Source organism: Pseudoflavonifractor sp. An187, from assembly GCF_002160275.1.
In the GTDB taxonomy this organism is placed as follows: domain Bacteria; phylum Bacillota; class Clostridia; order Oscillospirales; family Oscillospiraceae; genus Enterenecus; species Enterenecus faecium.
In genome coordinates this window covers 59,270-75,980 of record NZ_NFKG01000005.1, presented here as the reverse complement: position 1 = coordinate 75,980, position 16,711 = coordinate 59,270, and the positions used below count along the sequence as shown (strand labels likewise).

General features: G+C 59.6%; 8 protein-coding genes. 4 read left to right on the top strand and 4 right to left on the bottom strand.

Going from position 1 to position 16,711, the window contains the following annotated elements:
- Positions 1 to 46: 46 nt before the first annotated feature.
- Positions 47 to 1,585, bottom strand: coding sequence for an ATP-binding cassette domain-containing protein (locus B5F22_RS04380; protein ID WP_087391299.1), 1,539 nt, complete (start codon positions 1,583 to 1,585; stop codon positions 47 to 49).
- Between the two features lie 287 nt (positions 1,586 to 1,872).
- On the bottom strand, positions 1,873 to 3,246 hold the full coding sequence (locus tag B5F22_RS04375; protein WP_242955058.1) for an MATE family efflux transporter: 1,374 nt from the start codon (positions 3,244 to 3,246) through the stop codon (positions 1,873 to 1,875).
- 183 nt (positions 3,247 to 3,429) lie between these two features.
- Between B5F22_RS04375 and B5F22_RS04370 the strand changes: the two genes are divergently transcribed.
- Together B5F22_RS04370 and B5F22_RS04365 are read left to right on the top strand one after the other, a co-directional pair.
- The gene (locus tag B5F22_RS04370) at positions 3,430 to 4,578 is read left to right on the top strand and encodes a GDSL-type esterase/lipase family protein (RefSeq protein ID WP_087391296.1); all 1,149 of its coding nucleotides are present in this window, start codon (positions 3,430 to 3,432) and stop codon (positions 4,576 to 4,578) included.
- A 171-nt stretch (positions 4,579 to 4,749) separates the two neighbouring features.
- Positions 4,750 to 4,944, top strand: a complete 195-nt coding sequence (locus tag B5F22_RS04365; RefSeq protein WP_087369999.1) for a hypothetical protein — start codon at positions 4,750 to 4,752, stop codon at positions 4,942 to 4,944.
- Positions 4,945 to 5,044: 100 nt separating this feature from the next.
- On the opposite strand, the gene B5F22_RS04360 is transcribed toward B5F22_RS04365, so the two are convergent.
- Together B5F22_RS04360 and B5F22_RS04355 are read right to left on the bottom strand one after the other, a co-directional pair.
- Positions 5,045 to 9,010, bottom strand: coding sequence for a family 20 glycosylhydrolase (locus B5F22_RS04360; RefSeq protein WP_087391293.1), 3,966 nt, complete (start codon positions 9,008 to 9,010; stop codon positions 5,045 to 5,047).
- Between the two features lie 77 nt (positions 9,011 to 9,087).
- Positions 9,088 to 13,605: a beta-N-acetylglucosaminidase domain-containing protein gene (locus B5F22_RS04355; protein WP_087391290.1), complete on the bottom strand. Its 4,518-nt coding sequence runs from the start codon at positions 13,603 to 13,605 to the stop codon at positions 9,088 to 9,090.
- Positions 13,606 to 14,207: 602 nt separating this feature from the next.
- Between B5F22_RS04355 and codB the strand changes: the two genes are divergently transcribed.
- Both codB and codA read left to right on the top strand, forming a co-directional pair.
- On the top strand, positions 14,208 to 15,449 hold the full coding sequence (gene codB / locus B5F22_RS04350) for a cytosine permease (RefSeq protein ID WP_087391287.1): 1,242 nt from the start codon (positions 14,208 to 14,210) through the stop codon (positions 15,447 to 15,449).
- Positions 15,450 to 15,470: 21 nt separating this feature from the next.
- The gene (codA, locus tag B5F22_RS04345; RefSeq protein ID WP_087391284.1) at positions 15,471 to 16,709 is read left to right on the top strand and encodes a cytosine deaminase; all 1,239 of its coding nucleotides are present in this window, start codon (positions 15,471 to 15,473) and stop codon (positions 16,707 to 16,709) included.
- Positions 16,710 to 16,711 lie beyond the last annotated feature (2 nt).

Genomic DNA, 16,711 nt, shown 5'->3' with positions numbered 1-16,711 from the left:
ATGAAATACCCCCGGCTGTATGTATCGACAGCCGGGGGTATTTCGTCTAGTGATTTACTTCTTCCAGCCCGTTGGGGGTCAGTTTCAGCACCCGCTGGCACACCTGGGAGAGGTATTGCCGATCGTGGGACACGCTGAGGATGGCTCCCGGGAACTCCGCCAGAACCTGGCGAATTACTGGGGCGGAGAGGGGAGAGAAGTTGCGGGTGGGCTCGTCCAGCAACAGGACATTGCTGCCACGGAGCACCATAGCCAGAAACAGCAGCTTGGCGCACTGGCCTCCGCTGAGGGAGGCGGCGGGATGGTCCATCTCCTCCGCCTGGTACTTCATGGACCCCAGCAGGGTACGGGCTCGGGTGATGTCCTCTTTCCGCCCGGAGGGGGCCAGAATCTCCACGGGAGTCAGGCCCCGGGGCAGCTGGTCGAAGTAGTTCTGGGCCATATAGGCGGCCCGAATGTCGTCCCGGGGCAAAAGCTGGTCCGCCAACAACTTGAGCAGGGTGGACTTGCCCACCCCGTTGGGGCCTATAATGCCAATCTTCTCGGGGCCAGTCACCCAAAGATGAATATTTTGGGCCAATACCCGATCTCCGGCGGTGAGCTGGGGCAAGTCCAGGCGCAGCACCGTTTTCCCGGCGGGCAGTGCGGCCTTGACGGGGTCAAAGGCGGCCAGGATGGCTTCCTCCCACTCAGGCATGGGGGTCATCTGTTCCGCCTCCCGCTGGAAGCGGCGGCCGATGGCCTGCACCGTGTGCATCTTCTTTTTCAGCAGGCGGCCGCCGTGGGGGTCCTGCCGGGAGATGGTGGCCTGTTGGTGGTCCACCTTGTCCCGAATCTTCCGATAGGTCTCCAGCTTGGCCTGGTATTGGGCGTGCTCCTTCCGGGAAATTTGCTCCTGTTGGGCAAAGGCCGCCTGGCGCTGGGCGGTATAGGATGCATAGTCCAGGTTGGATACCGAGCACCGGGCGGTGGTGCGGCGGCGCAGCCGCTCCAGATGGATGACCACGTTGGCGGTGCGGGTGAGCAGCAGCTGGTCGTGGGAGACATAGAGCACAGGGACGGGGCAGGAGAGGAGAAATTCCTCCAGCCACTCCACGGTCTCCACATCCAGATCGTTGGACGGCTCGTCCAACAGGAGCAGGTCGGGCTGGGCCAGCAACAGCAGAGCCAGGCGCAGCTTCACCCGTTCACCCCCGGACAGGGTGGACATGGGCCGCCAATCGTAGAACAGCCCTTCGTCCAGTCCCAGCTGTCGGGCTGTGCGGGAAATCTCTCTGGGGTCGGCGCCCTCAAAGCCGGGGGCGGACTGGCAGTAGTCCAGCACCGATTGTTCCAGCGCCTCCGGGGGTAGCTCCTGGGCCAGATACCCCTTGCGGCATCCGTGGTCGATGACCTCTCCCGTCCAGTCGGCATAGGCCTCCACCAGGGCGGGGTCATACAGAAGCTTGAGTACCGTGGATTTTCCGTTTCCCTCCTCGCCGATGATAGCGGCCCGATCTCCCGAACCCAGCACGAAGCTCAGGTCGTCCACCAGGACCGTGAGGTCTTTTTTGTGGGTGATAGTGAGGTGTTTTACTTGCATCATGGTCAATCGCTCCTTTCGCAGCAAAGAAAAAAGTCTGTCCTCGCATGACACGAGGACAGACTGACGCAACGAAAGGCAAACCCTGTACAAAGGGAGAACATCTCCCCAGACAGAGTGGTCAGTAAACTGTTCCTCGCGTCACGAAAACCAAGGCCCATGGCTTCATGGACCAAACACTGGTATACAATCATGACAGGAAACAGTTTACTTGTTCATACTTTCACCCTTTGCGTATGAGATTAAAAATAGTGTAGCACAGATAAAATCTGCCGTCAAGAGAGGGCGGCTCAAGCAGTGTGGTGCAGCCCATCCTCCAAGCGCCGGAACAGGCGGCTGAGAGTGACCACGGCCGCAATGGCCAGAATGACCTCGGCACAGAACTGGGCCCAGGCCAGGCCGTACAGGGGGAAGAGGCGATTGAGAATGTACAGGGCGGGAATTTCCAATACTACCTTACGGAGAATGGCGAAGATCAGGGAGTTCCGTCCCAGGCCGCAGGCCTGGAAGACACCCACCGCCAAGAAGTCGGTGGCAAAGAAGGGGAGAGCCAGACACATGGCCCGCAGGAAGGAGCTGCCGTAGGAGACTACCTCCGGGTTGCTCATAAACAGAGTGATGAGCTGGGGACTGAAAAGGAAGTAGCAGGCGGTGACCACCACCAGGAAGGACACGGAGATTTTGGCGGTGAAGGTGATGCCGTGCTTCATGCGTCGGTAGTTTCGGCTGGCGTAGTTGTAACTGACCAGGGGCATGAGACCTTGCGACAGTCCCATGGCCGCATACATGGGCACCATGTAGATTTTGTAGGAGATGCCCATGGCGGCCACGGCGTTGGCGCCAAAGGGAGCGGTGAAGTTGTTGAGCACCGTCATGCCCGTGACGTTGAGCAGATTTTGGATGGAGGCGGGGATGCCCACGCCGCACACCCCTTTGACGATGTCACCTTGGAAGGTGAAGTGCTTGGGGTGGATGCGCACAAAGGTGTTGCCCCGGCGCACCCACAGCAGGACAAAGAAGTACAGACAGGCCACACAGTTGGAGATGCAGGTGGCTAGACCGGCTCCCGCGGCCCCCATGTGGAAGCCCCAGGGGAGGATGAAGATGGGGTCGAGAATGATGTTGAGCAGACATCCGCTCATGGTGCCGATGCTGGCGTGGAGGGAGGCGCCTTCTGAGCGCACCAAGTAGGCCATGACTACGTTCAAAATGGCGGGAACGGCCCCCAGTCCGGTGGTCCAGGTCAGATATCCGGTGGTGCTGGCGGCGGTCTGGGCGTCGGCACCCAGCACCGTCAACAGGGGCACACGCAGGAGAAAATAGAACACCGAGAAGAGCATGCCGCAGAGAATGGAGCAGTAGAAGCCAAAGGCAGAGCTCTTATACACGGTGTCGTAGTCTTTTCGGCCCAGAGCGCGGCTCATCATGCTGGAGCTGCCCACGCCGAAGAGGTTGTTGACGGCGTTGAAGGCCAACAGAACCGGGGCAGCCAGAGTGACGGCGGCGTTTTCTATGGGATCATTGAGCATACCCACAAAAAAGGTATCTGCCAGGTTGTACAGCACCATCACCAGGGAGCTCATCACCGTGGGGATGGCCAGGGTGGCAATGGCCTTGGGAATGGGAGTGGATTCAAAGAGCTGGGTTTTGTCGTTGGGGTTCAAGGGTAAAACTCCCCTCCTTTGAAAATTTGTATTATTTTATTATACGCCTTTCCCCAGAAAAGGGCAAGATAAGGAGGGGCGCCCGTGGCACAAAGAGGGGAACATCATACTTTCGGCCGATTTACGAGTCGCCTTTTTGTGTGTTAAAATACCCACATTGGAACAGAAAGGAGCAATTGTTTGATGAAATCGACCAATGGGAAAGGTGGTCTGGTGAAAAAGCTGCTGGGGGTGGCGGTATTGGGAGCTCTGTTTTTGTGCCTGATACCCATGGCCGGAGCGCAGTCTGAGAATGGGACAAGCTATGTGGCTCTGGGCGACAGCATTTCCTCCGGGTACGGGCTGGAAGAGGGCACGTTGAGTTTTGCCCAGCAGGTGGCCCAGGACAATGGCCTGGAGTTGACCAATTTGGCCCAGGATGGAGAGACGGCTACCTCTCTGCTGGACAAGCTACAGACAGACCATGTTTCCGCGGCGGTTGCCCAGGCGGATATCATTACCATAACGGTGGGCGGCAATGATCTGATGAACGCCCTGTATGCTTACCTGACCGATGCGTATAACCAGCGCAATCCCGAGAATCCCACCACCCAGGAGGACATGAAGAATGCCATCATGGGGGGAGATATGGGCGTTCTCACCTTTGCCCTGGAAGTAGGACCTGGGTTTTCCAATTCGGAGCGGGCCACCCAGGCGCTGGCCGACTTTCATACCCACTTGACCCAGATGGTCCTGGATATCCGCGCGGAGAATCCCCAGGTTCAGTTGGTGGTGGTGGAGCAGTATAACCCGTACAGCTACTTGGTCAAGGAGCTGTCCAAGAACCCCATCTTCGCCAGCTCGGCCCAGAGCCTGTGCGCTGCCTTTGGGGCGGGGGTGGCAGACATCAACGACGTGATCGCTTCTGTGGCACAGCAGCAGGAGTGTGCGGTGGCCAAGGTGTATGATGCCTTTGAAACCGCCCAGGAAAACCCCTGCAACGCCTCTGTGTCCTTACCTGTAAAGCTGAACCTGGATTTTCATCCCAATGCATACGGACATGGGCTCATTGCCCAGCAGGTCACCGAACTTCTGGCCCAGCAGGTCATCGTGCCCCCGGAAGATGCGGTGGTGGAAGATCAGCCCCAGGGAGATGTGAGCAATCCTGCCGCACCCCAGACACCCACACCCCCAGTCCAAACACAGGACGTATTCCAGGTGCAGCAGCCGCCGGCAACCGGAGACACCAGTGATCTGGTGATCTGGATGATTCTGGTGTGTATCTCGGGAGCCTGTCTGGTAGCAGTTACCATTTTGCTGAACCGACGCAAGGGTGGAAAACACGAATCTTGATCAATCATGAGAAAGACAAACGCCGGGGTACAGAGGACCGCTCTGTTGCCCCGGCTCTTTGGTGCACACAACCTTCACAGGAACTTTACACGAGTTGGATGGCGAGTCGCAGGACGGGAGACTATACTGGAGACCATAGACTAGGAAGAATCTCTAGGAGTGGTGAATGTTATGCTGCCTTGTCAGAAGACCTGTCCCAGCTACCAGGAGGGGTGCCACAAGACCTGTGCCAACTGGCTGTTATTCCAGCGCAGGCAGAAGGAGCAGCGGGAGGCCAAAAAGGCCTATCTCCGCTACCACATGGCCCGGTGCACCCAGGCGGTCCACCAATTGGAGAGCCTCCAGGTACGCCGCCAAGTATGGTAATACCAATTGTAGAGAGATGAAAGGCCCCCGCCCTCCGGTTTGCGCCGGAGGGCGGGGGCTTTTGACGACTCAAGGGGGGCTTGAGATCGTTGCAAGGGGATTACTGGTCGGCCTCGTCCTTGCGGCGGGTCACCACGTAGGCGGCGCCAGCCAGGGAGATCACGCCAGCCGTGGCCCAAGCGGCCAGGTTGCTGTTATCGCCAGTCTGAGGCACCTTCTCGGGCTTGGTGGTGGCCTCAGGCTTGCTGGAAGCTTCGGGCTTGGCAGAGGCCTCGGGCTTGTCGGTGGTCTCGGGAGTGCCATCGGCGGTGAGGCCGTCCATGGCGGCGGTGAGGGCAGCCACGGCATCGTTCACAGTCTTCTGATCGTCCACAGACAGGCTGTTGTCCGCCATCACAGCCTGGGCATTGGCCAGAGCGGTGCGGAAGGTGGCCACAGCCTCAGCGGGATAGCCGTCCAGGTTCATGTTCTCGGCCTGGTTGATGAGGTCATCCAGGATGGACTTGTCGGCCTTGAAGCGCTGGGCCATGATGGCCTCCAGCAGCTCATCACAGGCGGTCTCTACCTCAGCCTGGGTGGCGTTGGGATCGTCATAGACGGTCTGGGCCTTCTCCAGAGCATCCAGCAGCATCTGCCAGTTGGTCTCCACATACTTGTCGGCATTCTCCACCATGCCGTTGGCACGGTCGATGAGCAGCTCCAGCATGGACTTGTCGCAGCGCAGCTGCTGAGCCTCAATGGCCTCCATCAGGGCCTCGGAGGCGGCGTCCACCTCGTACTGCAGGGCATCGGGGTCAGCGGACACGGCCTCGGCCTTGTCCAGGGCATCCAGCAGCATCTGCCAGTTGGTGTCCATGTACTGGTCCTCGTTGGCCACCATTTCCTTGGCACGCTCAATGAGCAGGTTCAGAGCTTCCTTGTCACCCTGGGTGAAGTCCAGCAGGTGCACAGCCTCGAACAGGTCCTCAGTGGCCTTGTCCACCTCGGGCTGGGTGGCGTTGGGATCAGCCAGAACGGCCTTGGCCTGGTCCAGAGCAGCCTGGTACTTGGCAGCCACGGTGGGGATGAGGTTGCTGGTATCCTGGGCAGCGGCGTAGTCATACACCTTCTGCAGCAGGGCCTTGCTGGCCTCGGTGGCGGGCTCGTCGGTGTCGGTCAGCTGGTCGATGGCAGTACGCAGGGCAGCCACGGCCTCAGCAGTGTCCTTGTTGTCCTCAGCGTACAGCTTCTGCACCTCGATGAGGGCGTCGATCATGGTGTTGACGGCGGCCACATCCTTGCCGGTGATGTCGATGGCCTCGGCTTCGGCGATGATGTCCCGGACGGTGGTGTCCTCGGGAATCTGCTCGTAGGTGAACTGAACCTCGGAGATCTGATACCAGTTCTTCTTGGTGGCAGTGAGCAGGACGCGGACGTACTTGACCACGGTGGAGTCAAACTCGATGGTGGTGTCAGAAGAAGAGCTGTCCAGGTGGCCCACGGTGGTCCAGGTCTCCTTGTCGGTGGACACCTGAACGTCGGCGCCCTCCAGAATGTCAGCGCCCACGTTGCTGGGCTGCACCACACGAATCTGAGACATGTTCACGGCCTGGGGGAAGGTGAACACGAACTCCTTGCCAGCCACCTGGTCCTTCTCGAACCAGCACTTGGTGTTCAGGTTGCCGTCCAGCATCTTGTCATAGCTGTAGCTCTGATAGTAGCTGTCGGTGGCGGAAACGGTGGGAGTGTTGCCGTCGGGCAGCATGAGAGCGGCCTTGGCGGTGTTCACAGACTCCAGGGCGGCGGCCACAGCCTGGGCGTCATTGCCCTGAGAGTACAGAACCTCCTTGGCGGCGTTCACAGCGGCTTTGTACTCGGTGTAGCCGGACTGATAGCCGATGTCGGTGAGGGGGAACTGGGTCTCCACATACAGAGCGAAGTTGCGCAGCAGAACGGCCTTGGCCTTGGCCTCGGTGAGGGCGGCCAGAGCCTCGTCCACGGCCAGCTGCTCGCTGTCTTCCTGGTCATACACGGCCTGGGCAGCATCCAGAGCGGTCTGGTACTCGGCGAAGGTGGCGGGGATGTAGTCGGCGGCGTTGAGCTTTGCCTCCAGCTCGGCGCCCAGATCGGTCTTGTCGGTGAACAGGGTGTAGGTGAAGGTGTACACGTCGCCTTCCTTGGAGTAGGTGCCGGAGACATTGCCTTCGCTCACCAGCTTGTAGCCGTAGATCTCGTCGGCGGTGAAGGTGTACTCGTTGCCGATGGTGCCGTACTTCACCACGTCCTCCTTGAGCACCTTGCCGGTGTCGCTGACGTAGCGCAGGGTGACGGTGCCCAGGCTCTCAGCGCTCTGGAACTCACCGGCGTCGGGGAGGGTGGAGCCCTTCTCAAAGCCGGCCACGTTGCCCAGCACCTGATAGTTCTCCTTGAACTGCTCGAAGTTGATGGTGGCGTTGCTCTCCACGTTCCAGGCCTTGGAGGCCAGAGCACGCAGCTCGTCGGCGATGTCCTCGGTGATCACGTCCTCATCCACCAGGGTGGGGTTATCGCACCAGATGGCCATGGAAGTACCCTTGATGGAGGGGTGGTCGTCGGCAATGGTGTTGGACTGGAACTTGCCGGGGGTCCAGTTCTCGAAGATGTTCTTGTCCTGGTTCAGGACGTCGAAGGAGTGCTGCTCCCGGCCGTCGGTGGGCTTATCGTTGCGCAGCACATAGTAGAAGAAGCTGGCGTTGACGTTGTAGATGGTGTCGTGGCCCTTGTTGATGAAGGTCTGGAGGTTGGCGATGTCCCGGTTCCAACCCATCTGGGACCAGAAGTCTACACCGATGTAGTCGTGCATGACAATGCGCTGAGCGCCCTCCCAGGAGTTCTCGCCGTAGTACAGGCCGTCGTTCCACACACGGGGGGTGAAGCCCTTGGAGTAGACATGCTCGGCCAGCTCGTTGATGTAGTTGGCCAGCACGTCCTTCCACTGGTACTCAGAGCCCAGGGTCTTCTTGGCGTAGTCGTTGAGCACGCTCTTGTACTCGGTGGTGAAGGGGGCGCGGTCAAACTCCATGTACTCGTCGCCGCCGATGTGGAAGTCAGTGCAGCCCTCAAACAGCTCCATGTACTCATCGTACAGAGAGTAGATGTACTCCACAGCCTCAGGGTTGGTCACGTCCAGACCGGACTTGTAGTGAGAGCCCTTGTTGCTGATCTGGCCATACTCGGGGTGGGCACGGAGAATCTGGTCCACATGGCCGGGGCTGTCAAAGGAGGGGATGACCTTCACGCCGTACTTCTCAGCCTCAGCCAGAATCTCCCGCACCTCGTCCTTGGTCAGGTACTCGTCGGAGACGATGGCGGGATCGGTCTCACACTCAATGCGGAAGCCCAGGTTCTCAGAGAAGTGAATCTGGATGGCATTCATCTTCAGGAAGGACATCTCACGGATCTGACGGATGAACCAGTCCTTGCTGATGTACTTACGGGCACAGTCCACATGGAGACGGCGCTCGGCCACGTCGGGATAGTCTACGATGGTACCGTAGGGCAGGCCGTCGTTGGCCACCATGTAGTTCTGGATGGTGCGCAGGGCGTACATGACGGCGTTCTCGCTGGCGGCGGTGATGACTACGCCGTCGGCACCGATGTCAATGCGGTAGGCCTCGGGGCTCTCGGAGCCGTCATAGAGGGAACTGTCGGTGTCCAGCTTGATGAGCACGTCAGCGGGAGCCATATCCTCCTCGTTGGCGTAGACCATGGTGAAGGGGGTGGAGGAGACCACTTCCTTCTCCACAAACTCGGAGTTGACCAGCTTCACCACTTCGGCCAGACGCTCATTGGACACGTTCTCCTGGGTGGCCAGCACAGCCAGACGGCTGGAGGGGGACATCACCCAGGTCTGCTGGGAATCGTCCACGGTGTACTTCTGCACAATGGGAGTGACCAGAGTGGCCAGCTCTTCACCGCTGCGCACATTCATGGAGACAGAGGTGTTGTTGGTGGCCCGGGCCTGGGGTAGGGTGAAGGGGGCGGACAGGCTGAAGGTCAGGGCGGTGGCCAGTGCCAAGGCAGCCACCCGTTTGTTCTTTGCTTTCATTGTTTCAAATCCTTTCCGATGTCAGGTTCCTGCACCGCCCCGCCCCGGTGGACGGAGCGGTACAGGAGGGGAAGGGCTTACACGTTGTGCTTCTTCTTGGCCATGGCCAGAGCCAGAGCAGCGGTGCTGACCAGGGACAGAGCCACCCAAATCTGAATCATGGCCTCGTCGCCCGTCTGAGGCACGTTCTCGGGCTTCTCGGTGGCCTGGGGCTTGTCGGTGGACTCAGGCTTCTCAGAAGTCTCGGGCTTGTCGGTGGTCTCGGGAGCGCCACCAGCGGTGAGGCCGTCCATGGCAGCGGACAGAGCGGCCACGGCGTTGTCCACAGTCTGCTGGTCGTCCTCAGAGAGGGTTTCGTCGGCCAGAACTGCCTGGGCAGAGGCCAGAGCGGTGCGGAAGGTGGCCACGGACTGGGCGGTATAGCCGGACAGGTCCATGCTCTCAGCCTTGCCGATGAGGTCTTCCAGGATGGACTTGTCGGCTTTGTAGCGCTGGGCCAGGATGGCGTTCATCAGAGCCTCCACAGCGGTCTCCACGTCGCCCTGGAGGGCGTCGCCGTCGTCCATGACCTTATGGCCGGCGTTCAGGGCGTCCAGCAGCTCCTGCCAGTGGTCGGGCATGTACTTGCTCTGGTTGGCTACCATGGACTCAGCCTTGACGATGAGTACCTCCAGCATGGTCTTGTCGCCTTGCTTCAGACCCAGGGACCAGATGCCAGTGAGCAGGTTGTCCCAAGCGGTGTTCACTTCGTCCTGAGTGGCGTTGGGGTTGTCCAGCACGGCCTTGGCCTCGTCCATAGCCTTCTGGAAGACGGCCACAGCGGAGTCCACCACGCCGGTGGTGTCCAGGGTCAGAGCGTAGTCATAGGTCTTTTGCAGCAGAAGCTTATTGGCCTCCTGGCCGGGCTCCTGAACCTTCTCCAGCTGCTCCACAGCGGCGTTGAGGGCGGTCAGAGCGTTGTCCACCTGGGCCTGAGTGGCCTGGTCATTGGCCAGGATAGCCTGGGCGTCGGCCAGAGCGGCGGCAAACACGGTCCAGGTCTCAGCGGTGTAGTCGCCCTCCTTCAGAGCGGAGGCCTCGTCCACGGCGGCCTGGAGCTGAGTCTTGTCCACAGTGGGCTCGGTGCCGGAATCCACCTCGAACTCGGCGGTGATGACCACGTCTTCCGCGGGCATCAGGAAGCTGGTGCCCTCCATCACGGTGTCGTTGTACTTCAGGGTGCCCTCTTTCAGGCGGTAGCCCTCGTCGGGGGTGACGTACACGTTGACCTTGGCGCCCTCCTCATAGTTGGAGGCGTCGGTGGTGATGGTGCCGTTGGCAATGCCGTCGGCGATGGTCAGGCTGTGGGTGCGCTCCACGGTGGCGGTGTCCACACCGAACAGGCGGCACTCATAGATACGAGTGGCGGCATAGGGCACGCCGGGCTGGCAGCCGTCGGCGATGTACAGGCGGAAGTAACGGGCAGTCACGGGCTCCTCGAACTCATAGGTGGTGATGTTCTCGGTGTTGTTCACATACTCGGCCACGGTGACCCAGTTGGCGCTGTTGCCCAGATAGGACTTGTCGTGGAGCTGCTCATCCGTGGCGTTGGGGTCCTTAAGGACCTGCAGGGAGAAGTTGGAGGAGATGTCCAGCTCGTGCTCCACACCTGCATGGACGGTCTGCCAGGAGGAGATGGTCTTGTCCGCGCCCAGGTCGAAGGCGGCCCACTGGTTGTAGCGGGTGTTGTCGCCGGGGCACCACTTGGAGCCGTCCTCGCTCTCGTCGAAGAGGTTCTCCGGGCCGCCGCCCACGCCGGGATTGCCGGAGCCACCCAGAATGGCGGCGCCATAGGCCTGGTTGGTGGGGATGGTGGGATCCACATAGATGCGGTCGGTGACCTTCACTTCCACGGTGGCGAACACGGTGTCGTCATAGGCGGAGACAGCCTTGACGGTGACGGTGGGGGAGAGCTCGTTGGTATCCATGGTCAGGATGCCATTGAAGTTCATGGTGGTGTTCTCACCGGTGTTGCCCTCCACCGTCCAGATCACGTCGCTGAGGTTCTCGCCGTTGGCGGTGACCTGAGCGGTGAACTGGCAGGTGGTGCCCTGACGGACCTCCACGTTCTCATTGGGCAGAATCTGCACGGACTGGATGTCCGCGGCGCTGGTGTCCAGAGAGGTGACGTCGAAGTCGGCAATGGCATTCATGGCGGTCTCCACGAAGGCCTTCATCTTGCCGTTGGAGGGCTCAGCTTCCCAGGTGCTGTAGTAGATGTCAGCGCCGGAGCCTTCCAGAGCGATGATCTGATAGCGGGGGTTGCGGTAGATGCTCAGACGCTCATAGGCGGCCTTGGCCAAGTAGTAGCCGTGGGTCTGCACCAGAGGATCGTCGGAGGACTCCACCGCCATAGCGCCGCCGATGGCAGCGGCCATGTCGTAGAGCTTGTTGAAGGCGGGCTGAGCCTCCTCCACCAGCAGACGCTCCACGGGATCGTCGCTGTTTTTCAGAGTCTCCAGCTTCTCGATGGAGTCCACGATCTCATACATCTTCTCCATGAGGCTGGCGGCGGCGGTGGCGCTGCCACTGCCGTACTGAGCGTACAGACGGGTCAGCTCGGCGGGCTCATAGCTGGTGTTCAGGCTGCCGTAGACCACCTTCAGGGCCTGGGCCATGTCGGGGTCGTCGGGGAAGATGCCGTCGAAGCAATCCTCCCAGTTCTCCATGGCGTCAAAGGCGTTGGGGTTCCAGGTGTAGTCGGCAATGCCGAAGAACGCCACCTTGGAGGACTCGGAGTAGTTCATGGGGTTGGACAGCACGCCCTTGAGGCTGGTGGGGTTGGAGTCCAGGCTGTAGTAGTGGTTGATGGGGTTGGTGTAGTAGACGTTGTCCAAGTTGTCGTTGACAGGGTAGTTCCACCACAGCACGGGGTCCCGGCCAATCCAATTCTTAAAGGTGGTGGCAGAGGTGTTGCTGATGCTGGAGAACACGTCGCTGCCGGTGAAGCAGATCTCGATGTCCTCGTGCACATTGCGGAACTTGGGCATATAGGTGGAAGCGCCGCTGGAGCGGGTTGTGTACCAGGCGGGAGTAAAGAACAGGCCCTTTACATGGTCTTCCGCTGCAGTGCCCTCGCCGTTGTAGGTCTCATACAGACGCTCCTGGGTGGTGTTGAGCATGTAGATCTGCATGTCGCAGGTGCGGGCGGCCTCAGAGTTGGAGATGTCGTCCACGAAGATGCCGAACTGACGCACGCCCAGAGCGTACATGTCGGCAAACTTGGCCATCAGGCGGTCCACGCCCTCGTTGACGGTCTCCTCATTGGTGAAGTCGATGGGCTTCTTCATGGCGGGGTGAGCCACCCACACGAAGTCCACGTTGCACTCGGTGGCCTTCTCAGCAAACTGCTGCATCTCGCTGCGGGTGCGGATACCGATGGCGGACTCCTCCTCGGTGACGGTCTCAGGATAGGGCTCGTCCCACTGACCCAGGTGATAGGGGTCGGTCTTGGGGCCGTAGAGGAAGATGTTCATCTTGTAGCGCTTGGCGAAGTCGAACCAGCTCAGAGTGCCCTCCACGCTCCAGGGGTAGCCGTAGTAGCCTTCCACGCAGCCACGGTACTTCTGGAAGGAGTAGTCCTCAAAGGTGGAGATCTTCATCTGGCGGTCGGGGGTCTGCTCCAGCATCAGGTTCAGAGTGGCCAGACCGTAGTAGGCAGCGTCGCTGTCCTTGCCCAGAATGACGATGTCGCCGTTTTCAAATACCTTCACCACGTGCATGTCGTACTTGTTCTCGCCCTCGGTGAACACGTCCTTGGGCACACCCTCATAGGTGTCGGCGGCGTCGCCGGAGCCGTTGATACCCACATACAGGTTGGTGTTGGTCTCAGAGGCCTGGTCGGCAACCTGGGTGGTGTACCCGTTGTCGGTGAGGACCTCCTGGATGCGGTTGGCGGTGACGGTGTCGATGCCCTCACCCTGGATGACGTTGATGGTGTCGGTGAGGGTGATGGTGCCCTCTTCATCGGTCACCTTCTGGGGGGTGGGGTAGATGGTGTAGTTGCCGCCGGACACATCGGGGGTGTCATCCTTGGAGTTGTACACAGCCAGCTCAAAGATGGACACAGACTTCCAGTCGGCCTGGTCGTAGCGGCTGACGTACACCCGGAGATAGCGGCCCACGGCGGGAGCCTCCAGGGAGATGCTCTCGTCCTTGGTGGTGGGGTTGGAGTTGCGCTCAAACACGGTGGTCCAGCTCTCGGCGTTGTCAGACACCTCCAGCTTGTACTCCACGATGTTCTGCTGCTCCCAGGAGATATCCACCGTATCAAAGGTGGTGGTGGTGCCAAAATCAACTTGCAGCCACTTGGGAGCGGTGCCTGCGTTGTCGGCATTGGTGGCCCAGCGGGTGCTGGAGTTGCCATCCACAGCCTTGTCTGCGGTGAAGCTGGTACCGGACTCCACATCGTTGGCCGTGGCGGTCTTGTTCAGGGCCAGGTTGGTGTCGGCGGCAGCCTGGGCGGTTTGGGAGAGCAGTCCCAGGCCCGGCATACCGGTGGTGACCATGCATACCGCCAGGACCGCGCCTGTGATGCACTTCACGAGTTTGTTCAAGATTATTCCTCCTTTGTCAAAAATGCTCCTTTTCTTTCTTCCGTATGCTTGCTGTTTTCGCCTCCCACTGTTCAATTATGGTAAAAGGGGGCCTGAGGCCGCCCTGTTGCCATCTCTGGCCTATCATACAAAGGAAAACCCCACCAAAACGCAGGAAAGGGAAAACGACACTCCAACACCTTGGGGAGAAGCCTCCAACTGTGCCTTGCAGTTCGGTACGGGGTTGACAATTTGTGAGGATTATGCGCTGGAACAGGGGACGGGGGAAACGATACCCATTCCAGGCCTTTACCTACCTATTGTAGACCGGAGACTGTGAAAAGTCAACAAAAGAATCGAAGTAAGATGGAATTGAAACTATGCGAAATGGAAGATGGTAAGTGGAAATTGTGAGGAATTATATGGAGAAGTGGAGACAAACTGGCTACATGGGTGCATTTTATTCCTCTTCTGGTAAAGGATAATTTTGCTGGGAGAGGTGGGGGGATTTTCGACATTTTTTAGGGAAAGGGTAGGTGGACATTGCTGTCAAAATCATGGTATATTATTCAACTGAGTGTAGACTCCATGAAATAAGAAACTGAGAGGGAGATTCATTGCGTATGAGTAAACACGAACGAGAAAAACAACACCAGGTAGACGCCGACTATTCCCTGGAGGCGGTTCCCACCTCGGCCCGGAAAGGCTTTTGGAACATGTTCTTTGTCATGCTTGGCTTTACCTTCTTTTCCGCCAGCATGAGCGTGGGCGCCAAGCTGGGTAACGGTCTGGACCTGTCCGGCTTTGCCTGGGCCTGTCTCATCGGCGGCCTGATTCTCTCCGCCTACTGCGGCATCCTGGCCTACATTGGCTCCAGCACCGGGCTGAACATGGACCTGCTGTGCCGCAAGACCTTCGGTGAGAAGGGCTCCTACCTGTCTTCCGCCATTCTGGGCTTTACCCAGATCGGCTGGTTCGGCGTGGGCGTGGCCATGTTCTCCATCCCTGCTGCTGAGCTCCTGGGGGTCAATGCGTGGGCGCTGACCATCGTGGCTGGCCTGCTGATGACCGCCACCGCGGCCACCGGCATGAAGGCCCTGGAGATCGTCAGCTATATCTCTGTGCCCCTCATTGTGGTGCTGGGCATGTACTCCATGATCACTGCCACCGGAGAGGGCGGCGGACTCACTGCCATCTTCGCCCAGTCTGCCGGCGGCATCAGCCTGGTCACTGGCATTGGCTACGTCATCGGCTCCTTTATCTCCGGCGGCACCGCCACCCCCAACTTCATCCGTTTTGCAAAAAACAGCAAAATCGCGGTGTGGACCACTGTCATCGCCTTTTTCCTGGGAAATACTCTGATGTTCTGCTTCGGCGCTGTGGGCGGCGCCTTCACCGGGAAGGATGATATCTTCTATGTGATGATCGCCCAGGGCTTGGCTATCCCCGCCCTCATCGTGCTGGGCGCCAACATCTGGACCACCAACAACAACGCTCTGTACACCGGCGGCCTGGCCATCTCCAACGTCTCCGGGGTGCGCATGAAGTTCACCACCTGGATTGCCGGTATCGTGGGTACCGCCCTGGCCATCTGGCTGTACTGGAACTTCACTGGCTGGCTGAACATCTTGAACTGCGCGCTGCCCCCCATCGGTGCCATTGTCATTCTGGACTTCTTCAAAAACCGCAGCAAGTTCCGGGACGCCGATCGACGTGTGACCGTCAACTGGTTCAACATTGCCGGCATCGTGGTGGGTGCTGTGGCAGCCAACGTCCTTCCCTGGGGCATTGCCGCCATCAACGCCATGATCGTGGCGGCGGTGTGTTTCTTCCTGGGAGAACTGCTGGGTAAAAAACACAACTAAACAAACAGGGAGGATTTTACCATGCTCTTTCAAAAGCTTCACCTGGGCAATGCCCAGGACACGGTGGACATTCGAGTCACCGACGGCAAGTTTGACGCCATCGCTCCCCACCTGGAGCCCCTGCCCGGGGAAGAAGTGGTGGCCGACTGCGCTGGAAAGATGGCTCTGCCGCCCTTTGTGGAATCCCACGTGCACCTGGACACCTGCCTCACCGCTGGCCGTCCCCGCTGGAACCTCAGCGGTACCCTCTTTGAGGGCATCCAGTGCTGGGAGGAGTACAAGCCCTCCCTGACCCATGAGGATGTGAAGGCCCGGGTCAACCAGGCCATCCGCATGCAGGCGGCCAATGGCATCCAGTACGTCCGCACCCACGTGGACATCAACGACCCCAAGCTCACCGCCCTGGAGGCCATGCTGGAGATTCGGGAAGAGGTCCGTGACTACATGGACATCCAGATCGTGGCCTTCCCCCAGTATGGCATTCTCAGCTACCCCAACGGGGCCAAGCTGCTGGAGCAGGCCCTGGAGATGGGAGCGGACGCCGCCGGTGCCATCCCCCACTTCGAGTTCACCCGGGAGTACTCCGTGGAGTCTCTGAACATCTGCATGGACCTGGCTGCCAAGTACAACAAGCTGGTGGACGTCCACTGTGACGAGATCGACGACGAGGCCTCCCGTGGCCTGGAGACTCTGGCCACCCGGGCCTATGAGATGGGCATGGGGGAGAAGGTCACCGCCTCCCACACCACCGCCATGCACAGCTACAACAACGCCTATGTCATCCGCCTGATGCGGCTTCTCAAGCTGTCCGGCATCAACTTTGTGGCCAATCCCTGCGTCAATGTCCACCTGGGTGGCCGCACTGACACCTATCCCAAGCGCCGCAGCATGACCCGGGTGAAGGAGCTCAACGACGAGGGCATCAACGTCTCCTTCGGCTCCGACGATATCTTCGACCCCTGGAATCCCCTGGGCAATGCCAAAATGCGGGACCAGGTGTTCATGGGCCTGTATGCGGGCCACATGCTGGGCTATGAGGAGATCGTCAACTCCTATCGCTTCGTCACCACCAACGCCGCCCGCACCCTCCACCTGGGAGATGCCTATGGCATCAAGGAGGGTAACGCCGCCAACTTCATCATCCTGGACGCCAAGGACTGGTACGACGCTTTGAACTATGACGCCAATGTCCTGCGCAATTACCGCAAGGGCAAGCTGATTGCCAGCACCGCCCCTGTGGACAAGCAGGTGTTCTTCTAATT